The organism is Xylophilus sp. GW821-FHT01B05 (assembly GCA_038961845.1).
Classification (GTDB): domain Bacteria; phylum Pseudomonadota; class Gammaproteobacteria; order Burkholderiales; family Burkholderiaceae_C; genus Xylophilus.
Genome location: CP152408.1, coordinates 232,840 through 250,250 on the forward strand (window position 1 = coordinate 232,840; position 17,411 = coordinate 250,250).

15 protein-coding genes and 1 pseudogene are annotated in these 17,411 nt (G+C 68.3%); 5 read left to right on the forward strand and 11 right to left on the reverse strand.

Annotation, left to right across the window (positions count from 1 at the left end; translation table 11 throughout):
* Positions 1 to 94: 94 nt before the first annotated feature.
* From AAFF27_01070 to AAFF27_01080, 3 genes are all read left to right on the forward strand, one after another.
* Positions 95 to 1,309 (forward strand): acyl-CoA dehydrogenase family protein, encoded by a 1,215-nt coding sequence (locus AAFF27_01070; GenBank protein ID XAH23808.1) that lies wholly within the window; start codon positions 95 to 97, stop codon positions 1,307 to 1,309.
* A 101-nt stretch (positions 1,310 to 1,410) separates the two neighbouring features.
* The gene (locus AAFF27_01075) at positions 1,411 to 2,397 is read left to right on the forward strand and encodes a tripartite tricarboxylate transporter substrate binding protein (GenBank protein ID XAH23809.1); all 987 of its coding nucleotides are present in this window, start codon (positions 1,411 to 1,413) and stop codon (positions 2,395 to 2,397) included.
* 178 nt (positions 2,398 to 2,575) lie between these two features.
* The gene (locus AAFF27_01080; protein ID XAH23810.1) at positions 2,576 to 3,355 is read left to right on the forward strand and encodes an alpha/beta fold hydrolase; all 780 of its coding nucleotides are present in this window, start codon (positions 2,576 to 2,578) and stop codon (positions 3,353 to 3,355) included.
* Between the two features lie 166 nt (positions 3,356 to 3,521).
* Here AAFF27_01080 and AAFF27_01085 read toward each other — a convergent pair.
* Together AAFF27_01085 and AAFF27_01090 are read right to left on the reverse strand one after the other, a co-directional pair.
* Positions 3,522 to 4,214: pseudogene (locus AAFF27_01085) on the reverse strand (aldo/keto reductase).
* A 140-nt stretch (positions 4,215 to 4,354) separates the two neighbouring features.
* Positions 4,355 to 5,536, reverse strand: coding sequence for an MFS transporter (locus AAFF27_01090; GenBank protein XAH23811.1), 1,182 nt, complete (start codon positions 5,534 to 5,536; stop codon positions 4,355 to 4,357).
* A 90-nt stretch (positions 5,537 to 5,626) separates the two neighbouring features.
* On the opposite strand from AAFF27_01090, the gene AAFF27_01095 reads away from it, so the two are divergent.
* Both AAFF27_01095 and AAFF27_01100 read left to right on the forward strand, forming a co-directional pair.
* The gene (locus AAFF27_01095; GenBank protein XAH23812.1) at positions 5,627 to 6,577 is read left to right on the forward strand and encodes a LysR family transcriptional regulator; all 951 of its coding nucleotides are present in this window, start codon (positions 5,627 to 5,629) and stop codon (positions 6,575 to 6,577) included.
* Between the two features lie 127 nt (positions 6,578 to 6,704).
* Positions 6,705 to 8,024 (forward strand): ATP-binding protein, encoded by a 1,320-nt coding sequence (locus AAFF27_01100; protein XAH23813.1) that lies wholly within the window; start codon positions 6,705 to 6,707, stop codon positions 8,022 to 8,024.
* Positions 8,025 to 8,084: 60 nt separating this feature from the next.
* On the opposite strand, the gene AAFF27_01105 is transcribed toward AAFF27_01100, so the two are convergent.
* The 9 genes from AAFF27_01105 to AAFF27_01145 form a co-directional block, all read right to left on the reverse strand.
* Positions 8,085 to 9,353, reverse strand: coding sequence for an outer membrane protein transport protein (locus tag AAFF27_01105; GenBank protein ID XAH23814.1), 1,269 nt, complete (start codon positions 9,351 to 9,353; stop codon positions 8,085 to 8,087).
* 76 nt (positions 9,354 to 9,429) lie between these two features.
* On the reverse strand, positions 9,430 to 10,626 hold the full coding sequence (gene metC / locus AAFF27_01110) for a cystathionine beta-lyase (GenBank protein XAH23815.1): 1,197 nt from the start codon (positions 10,624 to 10,626) through the stop codon (positions 9,430 to 9,432).
* Positions 10,623 to 11,261, reverse strand: a complete 639-nt coding sequence (locus tag AAFF27_01115) for a cysteine dioxygenase family protein (GenBank protein ID XAH23816.1) — start codon at positions 11,259 to 11,261, stop codon at positions 10,623 to 10,625. Before AAFF27_01115 ends, metC begins: the two co-directional genes overlap by 4 nt.
* A 159-nt stretch (positions 11,262 to 11,420) precedes the next feature.
* Positions 11,421 to 12,284, reverse strand: a complete 864-nt coding sequence (locus AAFF27_01120) for an amino acid ABC transporter ATP-binding protein (protein XAH23817.1) — start codon at positions 12,282 to 12,284, stop codon at positions 11,421 to 11,423.
* Positions 12,271 to 13,089: an amino acid ABC transporter permease gene (locus AAFF27_01125; GenBank protein XAH23818.1), complete on the reverse strand. Its 819-nt coding sequence runs from the start codon at positions 13,087 to 13,089 to the stop codon at positions 12,271 to 12,273. Before AAFF27_01125 ends, AAFF27_01120 begins: the two co-directional genes overlap by 14 nt.
* Positions 13,079 to 13,825, reverse strand: coding sequence for an amino acid ABC transporter permease (locus AAFF27_01130; GenBank protein XAH23819.1), 747 nt, complete (start codon positions 13,823 to 13,825; stop codon positions 13,079 to 13,081). Before AAFF27_01130 ends, AAFF27_01125 begins: the two co-directional genes overlap by 11 nt.
* Positions 13,822 to 15,093, reverse strand: coding sequence for an aminotransferase class I/II-fold pyridoxal phosphate-dependent enzyme (locus AAFF27_01135; GenBank protein ID XAH23820.1), 1,272 nt, complete (start codon positions 15,091 to 15,093; stop codon positions 13,822 to 13,824). Before AAFF27_01135 ends, AAFF27_01130 begins: the two co-directional genes overlap by 4 nt.
* Complete coding sequence (locus tag AAFF27_01140; protein XAH23821.1) at positions 15,090 to 16,574, reverse strand: FAD-binding oxidoreductase; 1,485 nt, start codon at positions 16,572 to 16,574, stop codon at positions 15,090 to 15,092. The genes AAFF27_01135 and AAFF27_01140 overlap by 4 nt, the downstream gene beginning before the upstream one ends.
* Positions 16,571 to 17,395, reverse strand: a complete 825-nt coding sequence (locus AAFF27_01145) for a transporter substrate-binding domain-containing protein (GenBank protein ID XAH26355.1) — start codon at positions 17,393 to 17,395, stop codon at positions 16,571 to 16,573. Before AAFF27_01145 ends, AAFF27_01140 begins: the two co-directional genes overlap by 4 nt.
* Between the last annotated feature and the right edge of the window lie 16 nt (positions 17,396 to 17,411).

Below are 17,411 nucleotides of genomic sequence, written 5' to 3' on the forward strand. Positions count from 1 at the left end.
ATCGCAAATACGTTCTAAGCAAAACCGGTAAGCGTCGTTCCCGCCTCGGGCTGGGCTGGGCATAGTGGGCGCCTGATACGGCCCCACGATTCCCATGTCCCACACCCCCGACATCACCCTTCCCCTGTCCCTGCGCTTTCGCCCGGTGTTCGAGCGCATCGCGCAAGGCGCCGTCCAGCGCGAAAGCGAGCGCGAGCTGCTGCACGAGGCCGTTGGCTGGCTGCGTGACGCCGGCTTTGGCGCCTTGCGCGTCCCGCAGGAGCAGGGCGGTCTGGGCGCGTCGGTGGAGGAGTTGTTCGACCTCGTGATCGACCTGGCCGAGGCCGACTCCAACCTGCCGCAGGCCCTGCGTTCGCATTTCGGCTTCATCGAGCGCGCACGTTCAGAGCTGCAGCCGGAGCAAGCCGCCCCATGGCTGGCGCTGGCCGGGCAGGGCGGCATCTTTGGCAATGGCACGACCGAGGTTGGTGATGGCACGGTCGGTGTCCTGCAGACCGTGTTGACGCCGGATGCCAAGGACTGGCGGCTGAGCGGCGACAAGTACTACAGCACCGGTAGCCTGTACGCCGACTGGATCGCCATCACGGCGCGCCGCCAGGGCGCTGATACGGACGACCGTGTCATCGCCATGGTGCGCGCCACCGCGCCTGGTGTTGAGCGCAGCGACGACTGGCGGGGGTTTGGCCAGCGCCTCACCGCATCGGGCACCACCCGGCTGCGCAACGTCGCGGTGCCGGACGAGCACATCTTCGTCTTCGACCGCAGCCAGCCTTCATCGATCACGGCGCTGTTCCAGCTGTTCCACATCGCCACGCTGGCCGGCGTGGCCCGCGCCATCCTGCGCGACGCCGTGGCCTATGTGCAGGCGCGCCAGCGGGTCTACAGCCAGGGCAGCGCGCCGCGCACGCGGGACGATCCGTTGGTGCAGCAGGTGGTGGGACATCTGTCGGCCGTGGCGTTTTCTGCCACGGCTGCCGCGCGCGAGGTGGCGCGTGGCCTGGGCGATATCGACCGCTTGCGCGCAGCCGGCCACGCCGTTCCCGAGGCCTTGGTGGTCGATGTAGAGCTGCGTGCGGCACAGGCGCAGGTAAGCGTCAGCGAAGCGGTACTGGGCGCGGCCACGCGGCTCTTTGATGTGGGTGGCGCCTCGGCGCTGGACGAGGACCGGCGGCTGGATCGCCATTGGCGCAACGCCCGCACCCTCGCATCGCACAACCCGGCGATCTACAAGGCCCGCGCCCTTGGCGACCACGCCTTGAACGGCACGCGGCCCACCTTCTACTGGTCCGTGGGCGTCGCGCCAGCCTGAGTGCTGTCAAGCGCGCGATCCGCATAGCCATATCGGCAAAGCTTCGTTCCCTGTTTGAAGGGGCGTTCCTAGCATGGGCTCTTTGGCAGAGAGCCTTTGCGATGGATTTGCAGACCCCCACACGCCGCCAGGCGCTATACCGTGCCGCAGCTTTGGTAGCGGCACCCTGGATTACTGGCGCGGCGCGCGCCTCGGCGCTGGGCACACGGCCGGTGCGCCTGGTGCTGCCGCTGGCCCCCGGCGGCGCCATGGACGTGCTGGGCCGTGGCCTGGCGCAGCAGCTCGGCGTGCGGCTGAGCAGCTCGGTCATCGTCGAGAACCGCGCCGGTGCCGGCGGCAACATCGCCACCGAGCTGGTCGCCGCTGAAAAACCCGACGGCCACACACTACTGCTGACCAGCAACGCGCTGGTGGCCAACGTCACGCTCTACGCCGGCCGGGTGCGCTACGACCCGCTGCGCAGCTTTGCCCCGGTCAGCATCGTCGCCACCACGCCCGCCGTGATCGTGGTGCGCAATGACGCCCCTGCGCCCGACCTGGCCACGCTGCTGCGCCAGGCAAAGACGCGCGGCCTCACCATCGGCACGCCTGGCTACGGCAATGGCAACCACCTGGCGCTGGTGAAGCTGCAGGCCGTGGTCGATGGCGAGCTGCGCCACATTCCCTACAAGGGCGCAGGCCCGGCTGTCGTTGCCCTGCTGGGCGGCGAGACCGATGCCGCCATCGTCGCCCTGCCGGCCGCCGCCGCGCAGATCGAGGCCGGCAAGTTGCGCGCGCTGGCCGTGCTGCAAGAGCGGCGCAGCAGCATCGCGCCCCAGGTGCCGACGCTGGCGGAAGCCGGTGTGCGCATCCCGCTGGACGACGGCTGGTTTGGCCTGCTCGCACCCGCCGGCACGGCGCCGGCCACGGTGGCGCGCCTGCAGCAGGCCGTGACCGATGCGCTGGCCGACGCGCCCTTTCGCCGCCTGCTCGCGCAGCAGGGCTTCGAGCCCGTGGGCAGCAGCACGCAGGCCTTTGCCACGCAGTTGCGCAGTGATGTCGAGCGCTTCCCTTCACTGCTCAAGGGCATTGGCGCAAGCCTTGAATGAAACACCCCCAGGCTGCGCGCTTCGCGTCTTCGCCAACCCCCTTGCAGGGGGCACTGCCTGCGGCCTGGCAAAGCCAGTTCCGCGGCAGTTCGCGCATGGCCTGCTCCGCGGCCTTCGGTGGCCTTGCGTGCAATTTCGAATGAGCCCCTCGTTCCATTCCGCCTGATAGAGAGTTCCCATGCCCATCGCTTCCCTGCCGCACGCCGACATCCACTATGAGTTGTATGGCCCGCCCGACGGCGTGCCCTTGCTGCTGCTCGCGCCCGGCGGCCTGCGCTCGCATATCGGCCTGTGGCGCCACACGCATGAAGGCCTGCCGCGCCCCTGGCCAGACCCGACGGTGGAGTTCGCCCGCGACTACCGAGTGATCGCGGTCGACCAGCGCAACGCCGGCCGCTCGCGCGCCGTGGTCGGCCCGGACGACGGCTGGCACAGCTATGCCGCAGATCATTTGGGCGTGCTCGACCATCTGGGTGTGCAGCGCTTTCATGTGATCGGCGCCTGCATAGGCACCTCGTTCGCACTCAAGCTGGCCGAAGTGGCGCCCGAGCGCGTGCTGTCGGCCGTGCTGCAGGCGCCCATCGGCCACACAGCGCAGAACGCTGCGGTGCGCGGCGACTCCTTTGAGAGCTGGGCGAGCGGCCTGCGCCAGCGCGCGCCGGAAACCCCAGAGGCGAACCTGCAGGCGCTGCAGCGCAATCTGTACGGCGGCAATGACTTCGTCTTCAGCGTCAGCCGCGACTCCGTGCGCCAGACCGCCACGCCCCTGCTGGTACTGGCCGGCAATGACCTGCAGCACCCGACCGAGATCGCAGAAGAAATTGTGCAGCTCGCGCCCAATGCCACCCTGGTGCGCGAGTGGAAGGGGCCGGCGCAGCGCGCGACCTATATCGAGGGCATTCTGGGGTTCTTGCGCGCGCCGCCCGTGCCTGCGCCGGCCGAGCTCCTCGTGGTCTAGGTCGGAGCGCCGGCAAGCCTCGATGTGCCTACCGTGAGCAAAGGGCTCGGGGAAATGCTTACAGAGCAGCGCTTTTGCATTGAAACGAATTCCTCTGCATAAAAACGCTTCGATTGCCGGGCGATTGCATCAAAACGAATTCAGCGCCGAGCCCGGCAGGCCCACCTCACACCGGCGCCGGATTGCGCTCCGCAAACATCCCGTTCCAGTACGGGGTGTAGGGGTAGGGCACGCTGGTCGCGCTGGCAGCGTCAAGGCGGGCGATTTGCTCTGCGCTCAGCTTCCAGCCGGCCGCGCCCAGGTTCTGGCGCAGTTGGGCTTCGTCGCGTGCGCCAATCAGCACGCTGGCTACCGTGGGGCGCTGCAGCAGCCAGTTGAGCGCTACCTGCGGCACGGTCTTTTCGACCTCGGTGGCGATGGCGTCCAGCGCATCGACCACGCGGTACAGGCGCTCTTCCTCCACCGGCAGCGCAAAGCCGGCGGTGTCGTGCAGGCGGCTGCCGGCGGGCAGGGGCTGGCCGCGGCGCAGCTTGCCGGTGAGGCGGCCCCAGCCCAGCGGGCTCCAGACGATGGCGCCCAGGCCCTGGTCTTGTGCGAGCGGCATCAGCTCGAACTCGTAGTCGCGGCCGATCAGCGAGTAATAGACCTGGTGCGCGACGAAGCGCGTGCGCCCGTGCCGGTCTGCCGCTGCCAGTGACTTCATGAGCTGCCAGCCGGCGTAGTTGGACACACCCACCTGCCGCAGCTTGCCGGCGCGCACCAGGTCGTCCAGCGTGGCCACTACTTGCTCCACCGGCGTCTTGGCGTCGAAGGCGTGCAACTGCAGCAGGTCGATGTAGTCGGTGCCCAGGCGCTTGACGCGACACTAGGCCGGTACCTGGAAGCCGGAGTTGCCGAGAAAACGGGTTTCCATGGAGAAGTCCTTCAAACAGAAAATATGAGTCAAATCGACCTCTAGCCCTTGTCCTATCTGGGCTAGTAGCTATGGTTTTTGTAGTTTCAGCCCGCAGCCGCGGTGGCCAGCGCACCACTGCCGCGCCGCTCCAGCAGCACGCTGCCGGCGGCAATCGCCAGGCCTGCCAGCGTGACCGCCGTGGCCACCCAGGTCAGCGCGCCCAGCCCCAGGCCGTGGGCGATCACCATGCTGCCCAACCAGGCGCCCAGCGCGTTGCCCAGGTTGAAGGCGGCGATGTTCAGGCTCGACGCCAGGTTCTGGCCTGCGCCGTGCGCCTTCTCCAGCACCCAGAGCTGCAGCGGCGCTACCGTCAAGAACGAGGCCACACCCAGCAGGCCGATGGCTGCTACCGCTGCAATGGGGGAATGCAGCGCAAAGCCCATGGCGCCCAGCACCAGCGTCAGCACCACCAACGAGCCCAGCAGCGCGCCGGCCGGTGCCCGGTCGGCCCAGCGGCCGCCCAGCAGATTGCCAACAAAAATGCCGCCGCCAAACACCAGCAGGATGGGCGACACGGCGGCTTCGCTGAAACCCGCGATCTGCGTCAGCAGCGGCTGCACATAGGTGTAGACCGTAAGCACGCCGGCAAAGCCGACCACCGTCATGCCCAGGCCCAGCAGCACCTGCGGCCGGGCCAGCACCGCCAGCTCTTCGCGCAGCGCGCCGGTGGGCGCGCTGCCCTGGCTGCGCGGCACAAAGGCCGCCAGCACCGCGAAGGCCAGCACGCCGATCACGGCCACGGCCCAGAAGGTGGCACGCCAGCCAAAATGCAGCCCCAGCCAGGCACCGGCCGGCACGCCCAGCAGCGTGGCCACCGACAGGCCGGTAAACATGGTGGCAATGGCCGAGGCACGCTTCTCTGGCGCCACCAGGCCGGTCGCCACCACCGCGCCCACACCAAAGAAGGTGCCGTGCGCCAGGGCGGTGATAACGCGCGCGGCCATCAGCAGCTCGTAGTTGGGCGCCAGCGCGCAGGCCAGGTTGCCCAGCGTGAAGATGGCCATCAGCGCCAGCAGCACGGTCTTGCGTGGCAGCTTGCGCGTGGCAATCGTCAACACCGGCGCGCCGATAGCCACCCCGAGCGCATAGCCCGAGATCAGCAGGCCGGCAGCCGCGATGCTGACGTGCAAGTCCGCCGAAACCTGCAGCAGCAGGCCCATGATGACGAACTCGGTAGTGCCGATGCCAAAGGCGCCGGCGGTAAGGGCAAGAAGAGCGATAGGCATGGGGGCAATGCTCCGGGATAAGCCTTGCTGTGACTAGCCAGCCGTGAGGAAGTAGATTCGTGAATTGAATTCACAACCTGGAGGCGTCCCATGCCCCGTCCCGACATCAACCGCTCTGGTGAGATGGAAGTCTTTGTGCAGATCGTCGAGCGCGGCGGCTTCTCGGCCGCGGCGCGCGCGCTGGAGATGACGCCCTCGGCCGTCAGCAAGCTGGTCGGGCGCCTGGAGGCGCGGCTGGCCACGCAGCTAGTGCACCGTTCCACGCGCAAGCTGCAGCTCACGCCCGAGGGCCAGCAGTTCTTCGAGCACAGCGTGCGCGTGCTGGCCGACATGGACGAGGCTGAGCGCTGCGTGACCGCCAGCGCCGCGCCGCGTGGCCGGGTCAGCATCAACTCCAGCGTGTCCTTTGGCCACCGCCTGCTGCTGCCGCTGCTGCCGCGCTTTCTGGCGCTGTACCCGCAGGTGGCGCTGGACATCGCCCTGACCGACCGCGTGGTCGACCTGATGGACGAGCGCACCGACATCGCCATCCGCTGGGGCGCGCTGCCGGCCTCGGACCTGGTGGCGCGGCGACTGGGCGACACGGCGCTGTCCATCGTCGGCGCGCCCGCCTACCTGGCGCGCCACGGCACGCCGCGCAATCTGCAAGAGCTGCTGGCGCACCAGCGCCTGGGCTCCAGCTACCGCCGCAACATGCCCGACTGGCCGCTGCGCATCGCCGGCCGCATCGAGGCCATCCCCATCGAAGGCAGCGTGCGCGCCGCCGACGGCGAAACCCTGCGCCGCCTGGCGCTGGAAGGCGTGGGGCTGGCGCGCCTGTCGCACTACCACGTGCGCCCCGACATGGACGAGGGCCGCCTGGTCCCCGTGCTGGAAGACCTCAACCCCGGCGTGCGGGAACCGATCCACGCCGTCTACCTGGGCAAGCCCGGGCGGCTACCGGCGCGGGTGCGGGCGGTGCTGGATTTTCTGGCGGCGGAGGTGACGCAAGAGGTGCTGGATGCGGGTCGGGTGATGAATAGGGTGGAAATTGGCCTTTAGACCTTATGCAGTCTGGGCTTTTAGCTATATTTTTAATAGTTATCGCGTTCATGGCTGTGGCTTGAAAGTCTGAATGACTTTAAATTCATACTTTTTAAAAGTCTGATTTCATGCCATAAAGACTCTTATGGAAGAGCAATACCGCCCCCTGATCCGGCAAAAGATCATCGACAGCCTGGCCAGCGCCCCGCCCGCGCTCACGCGCCGCGATGTCTGGCTGCCGGCCGTGCCTGGCAAGGCGCTGGCGGTCATCGGCATGCGGCGGGCGGGCAAGACCAGCTTGTTGTGGCAGATCCTGGCGGACCGCCTGGCCGCGGGCATGCCGCGCGAAGGGCTGCTGTACTTCAGCTTCGAGGACGAGCGGCTGGCGGGTATGCCAACAGCCGGTTTGGATGTGCTGGTGGACGAATACTTCCGCCTGCAACCCGAATGGCGGCGCAGCGGCCGGCGCGCCAGTTTCTTTCTGGACGAAATCCAGCTGGTGCCTGGCTGGGAGGTGTTTGCGCGCCGCCTGCTGGAGACCGAGCAGATCGATCTATTCCTCTCGGGCTCCTCCGCGCGGCTGTTGTCGCGTGAGGTGGCCAGCAGCATGCGCGGCCGTGCCATGGAGGCCGTCGTGCGGCCCTTCAGCTTTCGTGAAAGCCTGCGCCACGCGGGGCAGGAGCCTGACCGGCCGGTGGAGCGCCTGGACAAGGGCGCGCGCTCGGCCCTGGACAAGGCATTGCAGGGCTACCTGACGCAGGGCGGTTTCCCCGAGGCGCAAGGCCTTGATGCCCGCAACCGCACCGCGCTGCTGAATGGCTATGTAGACGTGGTGCTGTTGCGCGACGTGGTCGAGCGCCACGCGGTGTCGCAGCCGTTGGTGCTGCGCTGGATGGTGCGCCAGTTGCTGGGCAACGCGGGCGGCAGCTTCAGCATCAACAAGTTCCACGCAGACCTCAAGTCGCAGAACATCGCGGTCGGCAAGGAGACCTTGCACGCCTACCTGGCGCACCTGGAGGACGCCTTCCTGCTGCGCAGCATCGGCATTGCCACCGAATCCGAGCAGCGCCGCCGCGTCAACCCGCGCAAGGCCTATCCGGTGGACATGGGCCTGATCCCTGTGTTCGACCGCTCGGGCCGGGCCCACACCGGCCATGCGCTGGAAACCGCCGTGGCCCTGGAACTGGAGCGCCGTGGCGCCGAGCTGGCCTATGTACACACTGCCAGCGGCTTTGAGGTCGATTTTTTGGCCCGCTTTGCCGACGGCCGCCAGCAACTGGTGCAGGTCTGCGCCAGCCTGGACAGTGCCGACACCCGCGCCCGTGAACTGCGCGCATTGGGCGACGCACACGCCGAGTACCCACAGGCCGAGCGGCTGTTGATCGCGCTCGACATGCCGCCGGTGCTGGAGCTGCCAGCGGGCGTAGTGCTGGCTTCCGCGCGCGACTGGTTGCTGGCTGGCTAGCTGGCCGGCCTGCCAGGCCGAGGGGCGTGAAGGCGCATGCCGTGCCGGCGGGTGGCGAACTCAGAGCGCCCAGCCAAACGAGATGCCAAGAATGGTTTCCTTCAGCCGCACGTTTGCGTTGCCGCCGCCAAAGCCACCGGGTGGGTTGCCCGCCGGAATGGAGCCATTGCCGTTCACCGAGCGGCCGAAGGCATGGGCGAGGAAGCCGTTCACCTCCAGGCCGCTGGCCGTCTTCCAGCTCGCGCCCAGCGTCAGGTGGTTTTGCACCACGCCCGGCGCCAGGATGTTGAGGAAGGTCTGGCTCGACGGCACCGGCTGGCCCGAGTGGCTGATGCCGCCGCGCAGCGTGAGCGCGGACGAGACCTGGTAGGCCGCGCCGAGCTTGAGCACGGTGATGTCGCGCCAGCCAAAGCCCGGGCCGCCCGCCGCGCCCAGCGGCACGCCCTGCAGCAGCGGGCCCAGCGGGTTGCCCACGGCGGCCACCTGGCCGTAGCGAATGCGCTGCACATCGGCGCCCAGCGTCCAGGCGCTGCTGGGGCGCCAGGCCGCGCCCACGCCGTAGTTCTCGGGCACGTCGAAGCGGCCGCCGTTGGCGAAAAGGCCCCGGTAGTCGTCAAACTTGCCGCGCACCTTGGAGGCCCAGGTGGCGCCCAGCGTGACGTCGGGCGCTACCTTGCCCGTCCAGCCCAGGCGGATACCCGCGCCCAGGCTGGAGTCCGTGCCTTGGTCGCTCACGTGCGCCGGGTCGGAGGAAAAGCCAGAGAACACGCCCAGGCCCTTGGCGGAGAAGCGCTGGTAGGCCAGGTTCAAGCCCACGCCGAAGCTGTGGTTCTCGTTCGCCTTCCAGGCCACCGAGGGCGTGATGAAGAGCTGCTCCAGGTTCACGCCGGCCTCGCCCGTGGCGCCAAAGCGCGCGTAGGGGTTGCGGCCGTAGTCGGTGTTCAGGCCGCCGTTGCCGTAAGCGGCCAGGCCCACGGCCCAGCGGCCATCGAGTTGGCGTGTGACACCGAACTCGGGGATGAAGAAATTCTTCTTGCCGTCGCCGCTGTAGTGTTCATCGGGGCCAAAGGCGTTGCCCTGGATATCAGCGCTGCGGCGCGGCACGAACCAGTTCAGCCCCACGTCGAGGCGGTCGCCCACGAGCGCGGTATTGGCGGGGTTGGTGGCGGCGGCCAGCGCGTCCTGCCCCCAGGCGATGCCCACGCCGGCCTGGCCCTGGCTCTTGGCGCCGTAGCCGTGTGAGAAATAGCCGTTGGTGGCGTGGGCGGCCAGCGGGCAAAGAGCCGCTCCCAGCAGGGCGCAGAGAGCGGTCAGACGAGGCTGGTACATGGCGTTTGCAGGTGAGTGACGATGCCCCATGCTGGGGCCGCCGCCTGGGTGCCGCCACGAAGAAGCGCGCATATCCTTATGCGGCTGCCAGCCGCTCGGGTGCCTGCACGCGCGCAAACGCCTGCTCCAGGTCCGCAATCAGATCCACCGGATCTTCCAGCCCGATATGCAGGCGCACCACCGGCGCGCTGCTGCTCCAGTAGCTGTGCTCTTGCAGCCGCGCCGGCGCGGCGATCAGCGCCAGGCTTTCGTAGCCGCCCCAGGAGGCGCCAATGCCGAAGTACTGCAGCGCATCGACAAAGGCGTGCGCGGCGGCCACGTCGTCGTCTTCGAAGGCAAAGGACACCAGGCCGCTGGCGCCGCTGAAGTCGCGTTTCCACAACGCATGGCCAGGGTCCTCGGGCAGCGCGGGGTAGAACACGCGCTGCACCTGGGCGTGGCGCTGCAGGTACTGCGCCACCTGCGTGGCGTGGCGCTGGTGCTGGGCCAGGCGCACCGGCAGCGTGCGCACGCCGCGCAGCGCCAGGTAGGCGTCGTCTGCACCGATGGACAGGCCCAGCGCCTCGTAGGCAGTGGACAGCTTGGCCGCCAGCGCCGGGCTGTCGACCACGACGATGCCCTGCATCAGGTCCGAGTGGCCGGAGATGTACTTGGTCGCGGCCTGGATCGAGATGTTGGCGCCCAGCGCCAGCGGTTGGTAGAACCAGCCGCCGCTCCAGGTGTTGTCAGCCGCCACCGGCACGCCGTGTGCGCGGGCAATGGCGCTGAGCTTGGGCAGGTCAAGTACCTCGTACAGCAGCGAGCTGGGCGATTCGAGGTAGACCAGCTTGGTCTGCGGCCGGATCCTGGCGGCCAGGTCGTCTTGCGTGGGTGAGAAGTATTCGAGCGTGATGCCCAGGCGCTGCAGCAAGGTCTGGTCCACGCGCCGCACCGGCGAGTAGACGCTGTCGGCCACCAGCGCGTGATCGCCCGGGGACAGCAGCGCGATCAACACCAGCGTGATCGCCGCCAGGCCCGAGGGCGCGAGGAAGGCGCGGTGGCCGCCTTCGAGCCCGGTAATGGCGTCTTCCAGCGCGCGGTGCGTGTCCAGGCCGTGGCGGCCGTAAGAGGCCACGCGCTCGCCGGCCACGCGGCGATGGTGGTAGTCGTCATAGGTCTGCATGTCGGCAAAGCGCACCGTGCTGGTACGCACCACGGGCACGTTGACCGGGCCCGAGCCATCGCGCAGAGCCGGGCTGCCGGCATGCAGCAAACGTGTTGCTGCGCCCGTCATGCCGCCACCTTGCTCGGCTTGAACTGCGTGGCGTTGTAGTTCACCACCTCGCCGGTTTCCAGGTTCACGCCGATGCGGCCGGTGAGTGTCTCCAGCGGGCGGCCATAGAGGTGAAAGTGCAGCGTGGGCTCGCTGCCCACCACGTGGATGCTGTGCAGGTCATCGGGCAGGAAGGCGATCGAGGTGCCGGGCTGCACGGTGAGTTCACGCGCCACTTCCAGTTGCGCCACGGCCGGGTTGCTGCCGTCGTCGGTGCGGCGGTAGACGCGGTTCTCTTCCTGCCCTTCCACCGCCACGATCACGGCCCAGGTGTCATGGTTGTGCGGGATGGTGGTCTTGCCCGGGTTGATCGAGTTCAGGTAGAGCGCGATGTCGGTGTCGGCGTCATCCGGGTTGAGCCGGTAGCGGGTGGATGCGCCCACGCCCGCGTTCTCTGCCGGCGGCGGGAAGTCGGCGCGGGTGAACAGCGCGCGCTCGGTGGCGAGCTGCTCCAGCCGCGCGGTGATGGCGGCCAGTACGGCGCGGTCGGGGGTGCCGGCGGCCAGTTGGCGGATGTCGGCGAGGGCGGTGGTGACGGCGGCGCGGCGGGTGTCTGCGGTGGTGGTCATGGTGGGTCTCGTGAGGGTTGTTGTCATACCAAGTTGCGGGCGTTCGGAATAATCCGTTCGGGCTGAGCTTGGCCTGTCCTGAGCCTGTCGAAGGATCGAAGCCAGGGCTCCTTCGACAGGCTCAGGAGAGCCTTTCGACAAGCTCAAGGCGAACGGTTTCCATCTTTGATTGCAGAGCCGTATCCATCAATAGGAAAAACGGTTGAGCTCCAAGGGGACGGGGCCGAAGGTCGGCGTGGCACGCGCAGCCCGCCCGCCATCGCCCAGCGCACGCTGCAAAAATTCGCGCGTGCGCTCGCTTTGCGGTGCGCCAAAGATGTGCGCTGGCGGCCCGTGCTCGACGATGCGGCCGGCCTCGGTGAAGTACACGCTGTCGCTCACCTCTTCGGCAAAGCGCATCTCGTGCGTGACCAGCACGCAGGTCATGCCGTCCTTCACCAGGTCGCGGATAACGGTCAGCACCTCGCCCACGGTTTCTGGGTCGAGCGCGGAGGTCACCTCGTCGAACAGGATCAGCTCGGGCCGCATGGCCAGCGCGCGGGCAATCGCCACGCGCTGCTGCTGGCCGCCAGACAGCTCGCCCGGGTAAGCCTTTTCTTTATGCGACAGGCGCACCTTGTCGAGCAGCGCGCGCGCCTCGCGCTCGGCTTCGGCGCGCGGGCGGCCCACCACGCGGGTGGGGGCGATCACCAGGTTCTCCAGCACCGTCAGGTGCGGGAACAGGTTGTACTGCTGGAACACAAAACCCACGCGCTTGCGCAGGGCGATCAGCTCGGCTTCGGTGCGCAGCGCATCGACCCTTGTGTCGCCCACACGGATCTCGCCGCGCTGCGGCCGCAGCAGGCCGGTGATGCAGCGCAGGATGGTGGACTTGCCCGAGCCCGAGGGCCCGATGATGGACACGGCCTGGCCGCGCCGCACCTCTACGTCTATGCCCTTCAACACGGCGTTGGCGCCAAAGGACAGATGCACGTCGCGCAGTTGCACCAGCGGTGCTTCGATGGCGGCGGCGGGGGGCGCGGTGCGCAGAAAGGATTCAGTGGCGTTCATGGCGTCGCTCCAGGGCGCGGGTGGCGCGGGCGATGGGGTAGCAGTAGGCGAAGAAGAGCGCCAGCAGCGTGAAGTAGACAAGGATGGTGAAGTCGGTGCGCGCCACGGTGTTGCTGGCGATCTGCGCGGTATCGACCACGTCGTGCACGCCCACCAGCGAGGCCAGCGAGGTGCTCATGGTGATGCTGGCGTACAGGTTCATCCACGGCGGCAGCATGCGCCGCACGCACTGCGGCAGCACGATCAGCCGGAAGATCTGCGTGCGGCGGAACGCCAGCGACTGCGAGGCTTCCCACTGCGCGCTGGGGATGGACTGGATCGCGCCGCGAAAGATCTCGGCCACGTTGGCGCTGGTGGGCAGGGCCAGGCCCAGCACCACCTTGATCCAGTCGGGGAACGGGAAGGTCCAGGACACCAGGTGCACCTCGAACGGGAAGACGTAGGTGGTGAAGTAGATCAGCACCAGGATGGGCGCATTGCGAAACGCCTGCACATACCAGCGCGTGGCATTGCGCAGCGCGCGCGAGGGCGAAAGCGACAGCGCGCCCACCACCAGGCCCACGACCGTGCCCAGCGCCACGGCCAGCACGCTGATCTCGATATTGGCCAGCAGGCCGCGCAGCAGAGCGGGCGTCCAGGTCCAGAGGTAGACAAAGGCCGCAGGCGTGCTGCCGGTGCTGGTCCAGAAGACCAGCAGCGCCAGCACGGCCAACGCGCCCAGGCTCCAGGGGTTGCGCAGCGCGCGCAGCAGGCCGGCGCCTGGCGCTGTGCGCGGCGGTGCGGCAAGAAGGGCATCACTGGCCATAGCCGGGCATCCTCAAACGGGTTTCCAGCCAGCGTCCGGCCCAGCTCACAAGCCAGGTCAGCAGGCCGAAGTACAGCAGGATCAGCAGCAGCAGCTCCAGCACGTTGTCGCGCTGCGTCCAGATCATGATGGATTCATAGGTCACGTCGCCCACCGCAATGGCCGAGGCCACGGCGGTCATCTTCACCAGGTCCACCACGTTGTTGACCAGCGAGGGCAGGGCAAAGCGCAGCGCCAGCGGCAGCTCCACGCGCCACAGCAACTGGCGGCGCGAGAAGCCGAGCGAGCGCGCCGCCTCCAGCGTCACCTGCGGCACGGCCTCGATGCCGGCACGCAATGCCTCGGCATGGAACACGCCTTTGTGCAGCGACACCACGATCACCACCCACACAAAAGGCGTGAGCGGGTTGCCGCCGCCGTGCGTCTGCAGTTGCTGGGTGATCAGCATGTTCAGCACTAGGAAGGCGCAGTAGAGCTGCACCAGCGTGGGCGTGTTGCGCGTGACCTCGACAAAGGCGCGCGCCGGCTGCGCCAGCCAGGGCCGGCCCGAGGTCAGCAGCCCGGCCAACAGCACGCCAGCGGCCAGGCTGCCGGGAATCGTCAGCAGGCACAGTTGCAGCGTCACGAGCAAGCCATGCGCAAAGGCCTGGCGCTCGGAGATGTCGAGCACGAAGGCGTAGTTCAGCCCCACATGCTTGAACGCCGCCACCAGTTGCGGCAGAACACCCTCGCTCATCCAGCGGCCTCCAGCGCCGGCTCGGCCACCGCCACGGCGGGCCGCAGCGCCGCGACCGCGCGGGCAATACGGGTGGCGGCATCGGCCAGCACGGCGTCGCTCGCGGCAATCGAGATGCGGAAGTAGGGCGACAGCCCGTAAGAAGGCCCGTCCACTGCGGCCACGCCTTCGGCTTCGAGCAGCCAGTCGACCACATCGGTGTCCGACGCAATCACCTGGCCGTCTGGCCGCACGCGGCCGATCAGCGCGCCGCAGTTGGCATAGGCAAAGAAGGCGCCTTCCGGCGGCAGCAGCGTGATGCCGGGGATGGCGTTGAAAGCCTCGGTAATGAAGCTGGCGCGTCGCGCATAGGCGGCGCGTGCCTGGGCCACAAAGGACTGGTCGGGCGCATTCAGCGCCGCCGTCACGGCGGCCTGGCCGATCGAGTTGGCACCCGAGGACACCTGCGACTGGATCACCGTCATGGCCTGCACCAGCGCTGCCGGCCCCACGCCGTAGCCAATGCGCCAGCCGGTCATGGCATAGGTTTTGGAGGCGCCGTTGACCAGCAGCGTGCGCTCTTTCAGATCAGGCGCCACGTGCAGCCAGTGCGCGGGCGCTTCGGGCGTGAACCAGATGTGCTCGTACAGCTCGTCCAGCAGCACCAGCACCTGCGGGTGGCGGCGCAGCACGGCGGCCAGCGCGGCCAGTTCGTCGCGCGAATACACGGCGCCGGTGGGGTTGCTGGGCGTGTTCAGCACCAGCCAGCGCGTGCGCGGCGTGATGGCTGCCTCCAGCGCTGCGGCGGTGAGCTTGAAGCCCGTGGCCTCGGTGCAGGGCAGGATCACCGGCGTGCCGTCGTTGACCGCGACCGCATCCGGGAACGAGGGCCAGTAGGGCGCGGGCAGCAGCACCTCGTCGCCCGCATCCAGCGTGGCGGCGAAGGCATTGAAGATCACCTGCTTGCCGCCGTTGGAGACGATGACCTGCGCGGGCGTGTAGTCCAACTGGTTCTCGCGTGCGTACTTGGCGCTGATGGCGCGGCGCAGCTCGGCCGTGCCGGGCGTGCCGGTGTACTTGGTCTCGCCGCGCGCCAGGGCCGCGATGGCGGCCTGCTTGATGGCCTCGGGCGTGTCGAAGTCGGGCTCGCCCGAGGTCAGCGTGAGCACGTCGCGGCCCTGCGCGGCAAGCGCGGCCGCGCGTGCGCTGGCGGCGGCATTGGGCGAGAGCTTGACGCGGCGCACGCGCTGCGAGAGCGGGAATGCGGCGGGTGGCGTGGCCTGGGTCATGGGAAATCCTTCCAGCGCAGCGGGTGCTGCAATACCTTGTCGGGGTTGAGCAGGTCCAGCGGGTCCAGCGCCTGCTTGATGCGCTGCATCAGGCCCAGCGCCACCGGGCTCTTGTAGCGCGGCAGCAGGTCGCGCTTGGTCTGGCCTATGCCGTGCTCGGCGCTGATCGAGCCGCCATGCAGTTGCACGCTGTCGTAGACCACTTCGTGGATCGCGTCCTCTACCGCAAACACCGCGCTTGGCGTCTGGCCCACGGGGTGCGATACGTTGTAGTGCAGGTTGCCGTCGCCCAGGTGGCCAAAGGCCACTGGCCGCACACCGGGAAAGCGCGCCTCCAGCGCCGCCGCCGTGGCGCGCAGAAAATCTGGAATGCGCGATATCGGCACCGAGATGTCGTGCTTCACATTGCGGCCGTCGCGCCGCTGTGCCTCGCCCAGCGCTTCGTCGCGCAGGCGCCAGAGCGCCTGGCTTTGCTGCAGGCTCTCGGCAATCGCGGCATCGGCCACCAGGCCGTCTTCAAAGGCGCTGCCCACCACGGCCTCGAAGCGTTCGCGCGCATGGGCTTCGCCTTCGCTGTCAGACAGCTCTATCAGCGCATACCAGGGGTAGTTCAGCTCTTTCAGCGGAATGGGTTGCTCTGGCACGTGCTGCGCGATCAGGCCCAGCGCGGTATCGGACAGCAGCTCGAAGGCCGTCAGCCCCGCGCCAAAGCCGGTGCGCGCCTGCGACAAGAAGGCAATCGCATCGCGTATGCAGCCAAAGGCCAGCAGCGCCGTGTGCTGCACCGCAGGCAGCGGGTAGAGCTTGAGCGTGGCCGCGGTGATGATGCCCAGCGTGCCTTCGCTGCCGATGTAGAGGTCGCGCAGCGCATAGCCGGTGTTGTCCTTGCGCAGGCCGCTCAGGGATTCCCAGACTTCGCCCTCGGCCGTGACCACTTCCAGGCCCAGCGTCAGCTCGCGTGCATTGCCGTAGCGCAGCACCTGCGTGCCGCCGGCGTTGGTGCCCAGGTTGCCGCCTATGGTGCAACTGCCTTCAGAGCCCAGGCTCAAGGGAAACAGCCGCCCGGCATCGCGCGCGGCCTGCTGCACATGGGCCAGCACGCTGCCGGCCTCGACCGTGATGGTGTCGTTGTCGGTATCGATGGCGCGCACCCGGTTCAGCCGTGTCAGCGACAGCAGCAGCGCTTGCCCGCTGGCATCGGGCGTGGCTGCGCCGGCCAGGCCGGTGTTGCCGCCCTGCGGCACGATGGGCACGCGATGCTCGCGGCACAGGCGCACCACCTGCGCCACCTGCGCGGTGTCGGCCGGGCGCGCCACGGCCAGCGCGCGGCCGGTCAGGCGGCGGTGCTGGTCGGTGAGGTAGCCCGCCGCATCGTCGCCGGTCAGCACATGGGCTGCGCCCAGGATGGCGCGCAGCTGCTCCAGAAAAGGCGCGGCGTGTGCGTGCTGCTGTGCCGGCAGCGATGCGGTGGCGGTGTTCATGCCGGGCTCTTCTTGAACTTGTCGTGCAACTGGTGCAGCAGCGGCGTGGGCGTCATGCCGTTCTTTTTCTCGACCTCGATCAGCCAGCCGGTGCGGTGCCAGTTCTGCACGATCTTGTCGATTGCGGCCTGGGTGTCGGCCTCGCCCTTGCGCACCCAGATCACCGAAGGCGATGGGATCAGGTCGGTGGGCGAGACGATCTCGTAGTCCTTCCAGTCGGCGTTCTCGGCCACCAGCTCGCGCAGCGTGGGGCTCACGTGCACGGCGGCCACGCAGTTGCTGCCCTTCAGGGCCAGCAGCGACTCGGGCTGGCCACGGAAGGCCTTGATCTGCGCGCCGTATTGCTCGGCCAGCGGCCGCGTGAAGTTGCTGCCCTGCGATACGCAGACGGCCTTGCCCTTCACGTCTTCCCACTTGCTGATGCCGCTGCCTTTGCGGGCGATGGCCGCACCGCCAACTTCTTCAAACGGCGTGGGCACGAAGGACAGGATCTCGCTGCGCTCCTGCGTCCACTGCATGTTGGCGATCAGGATGTCGACCTTGCCCTGCTGCAGAAACTGCACGCGGTTGGAGGGCTGCACCTGGATGGTTTCCAGCGCCACGCCCAGGCCCTTGGCCACGCCTTCGGACAGCTCCACGTTGTAGCCAATGTGCTTCTGCGTGACCGGGTCGATGGTGCCAAAGGGCGGGCCCGACAGGATCACGCCGACGATGAGCTTGCCGCGCTGCTGGATCTTGTCCAGCGTGGCGTCGGCATGGGCGCTGGCGCCGGCCAGCGCCAGGCCGGCAAGCAGCAGAGCGCGTACAGAGGCGCGGGACATGAGGGTGGGCTTTGTG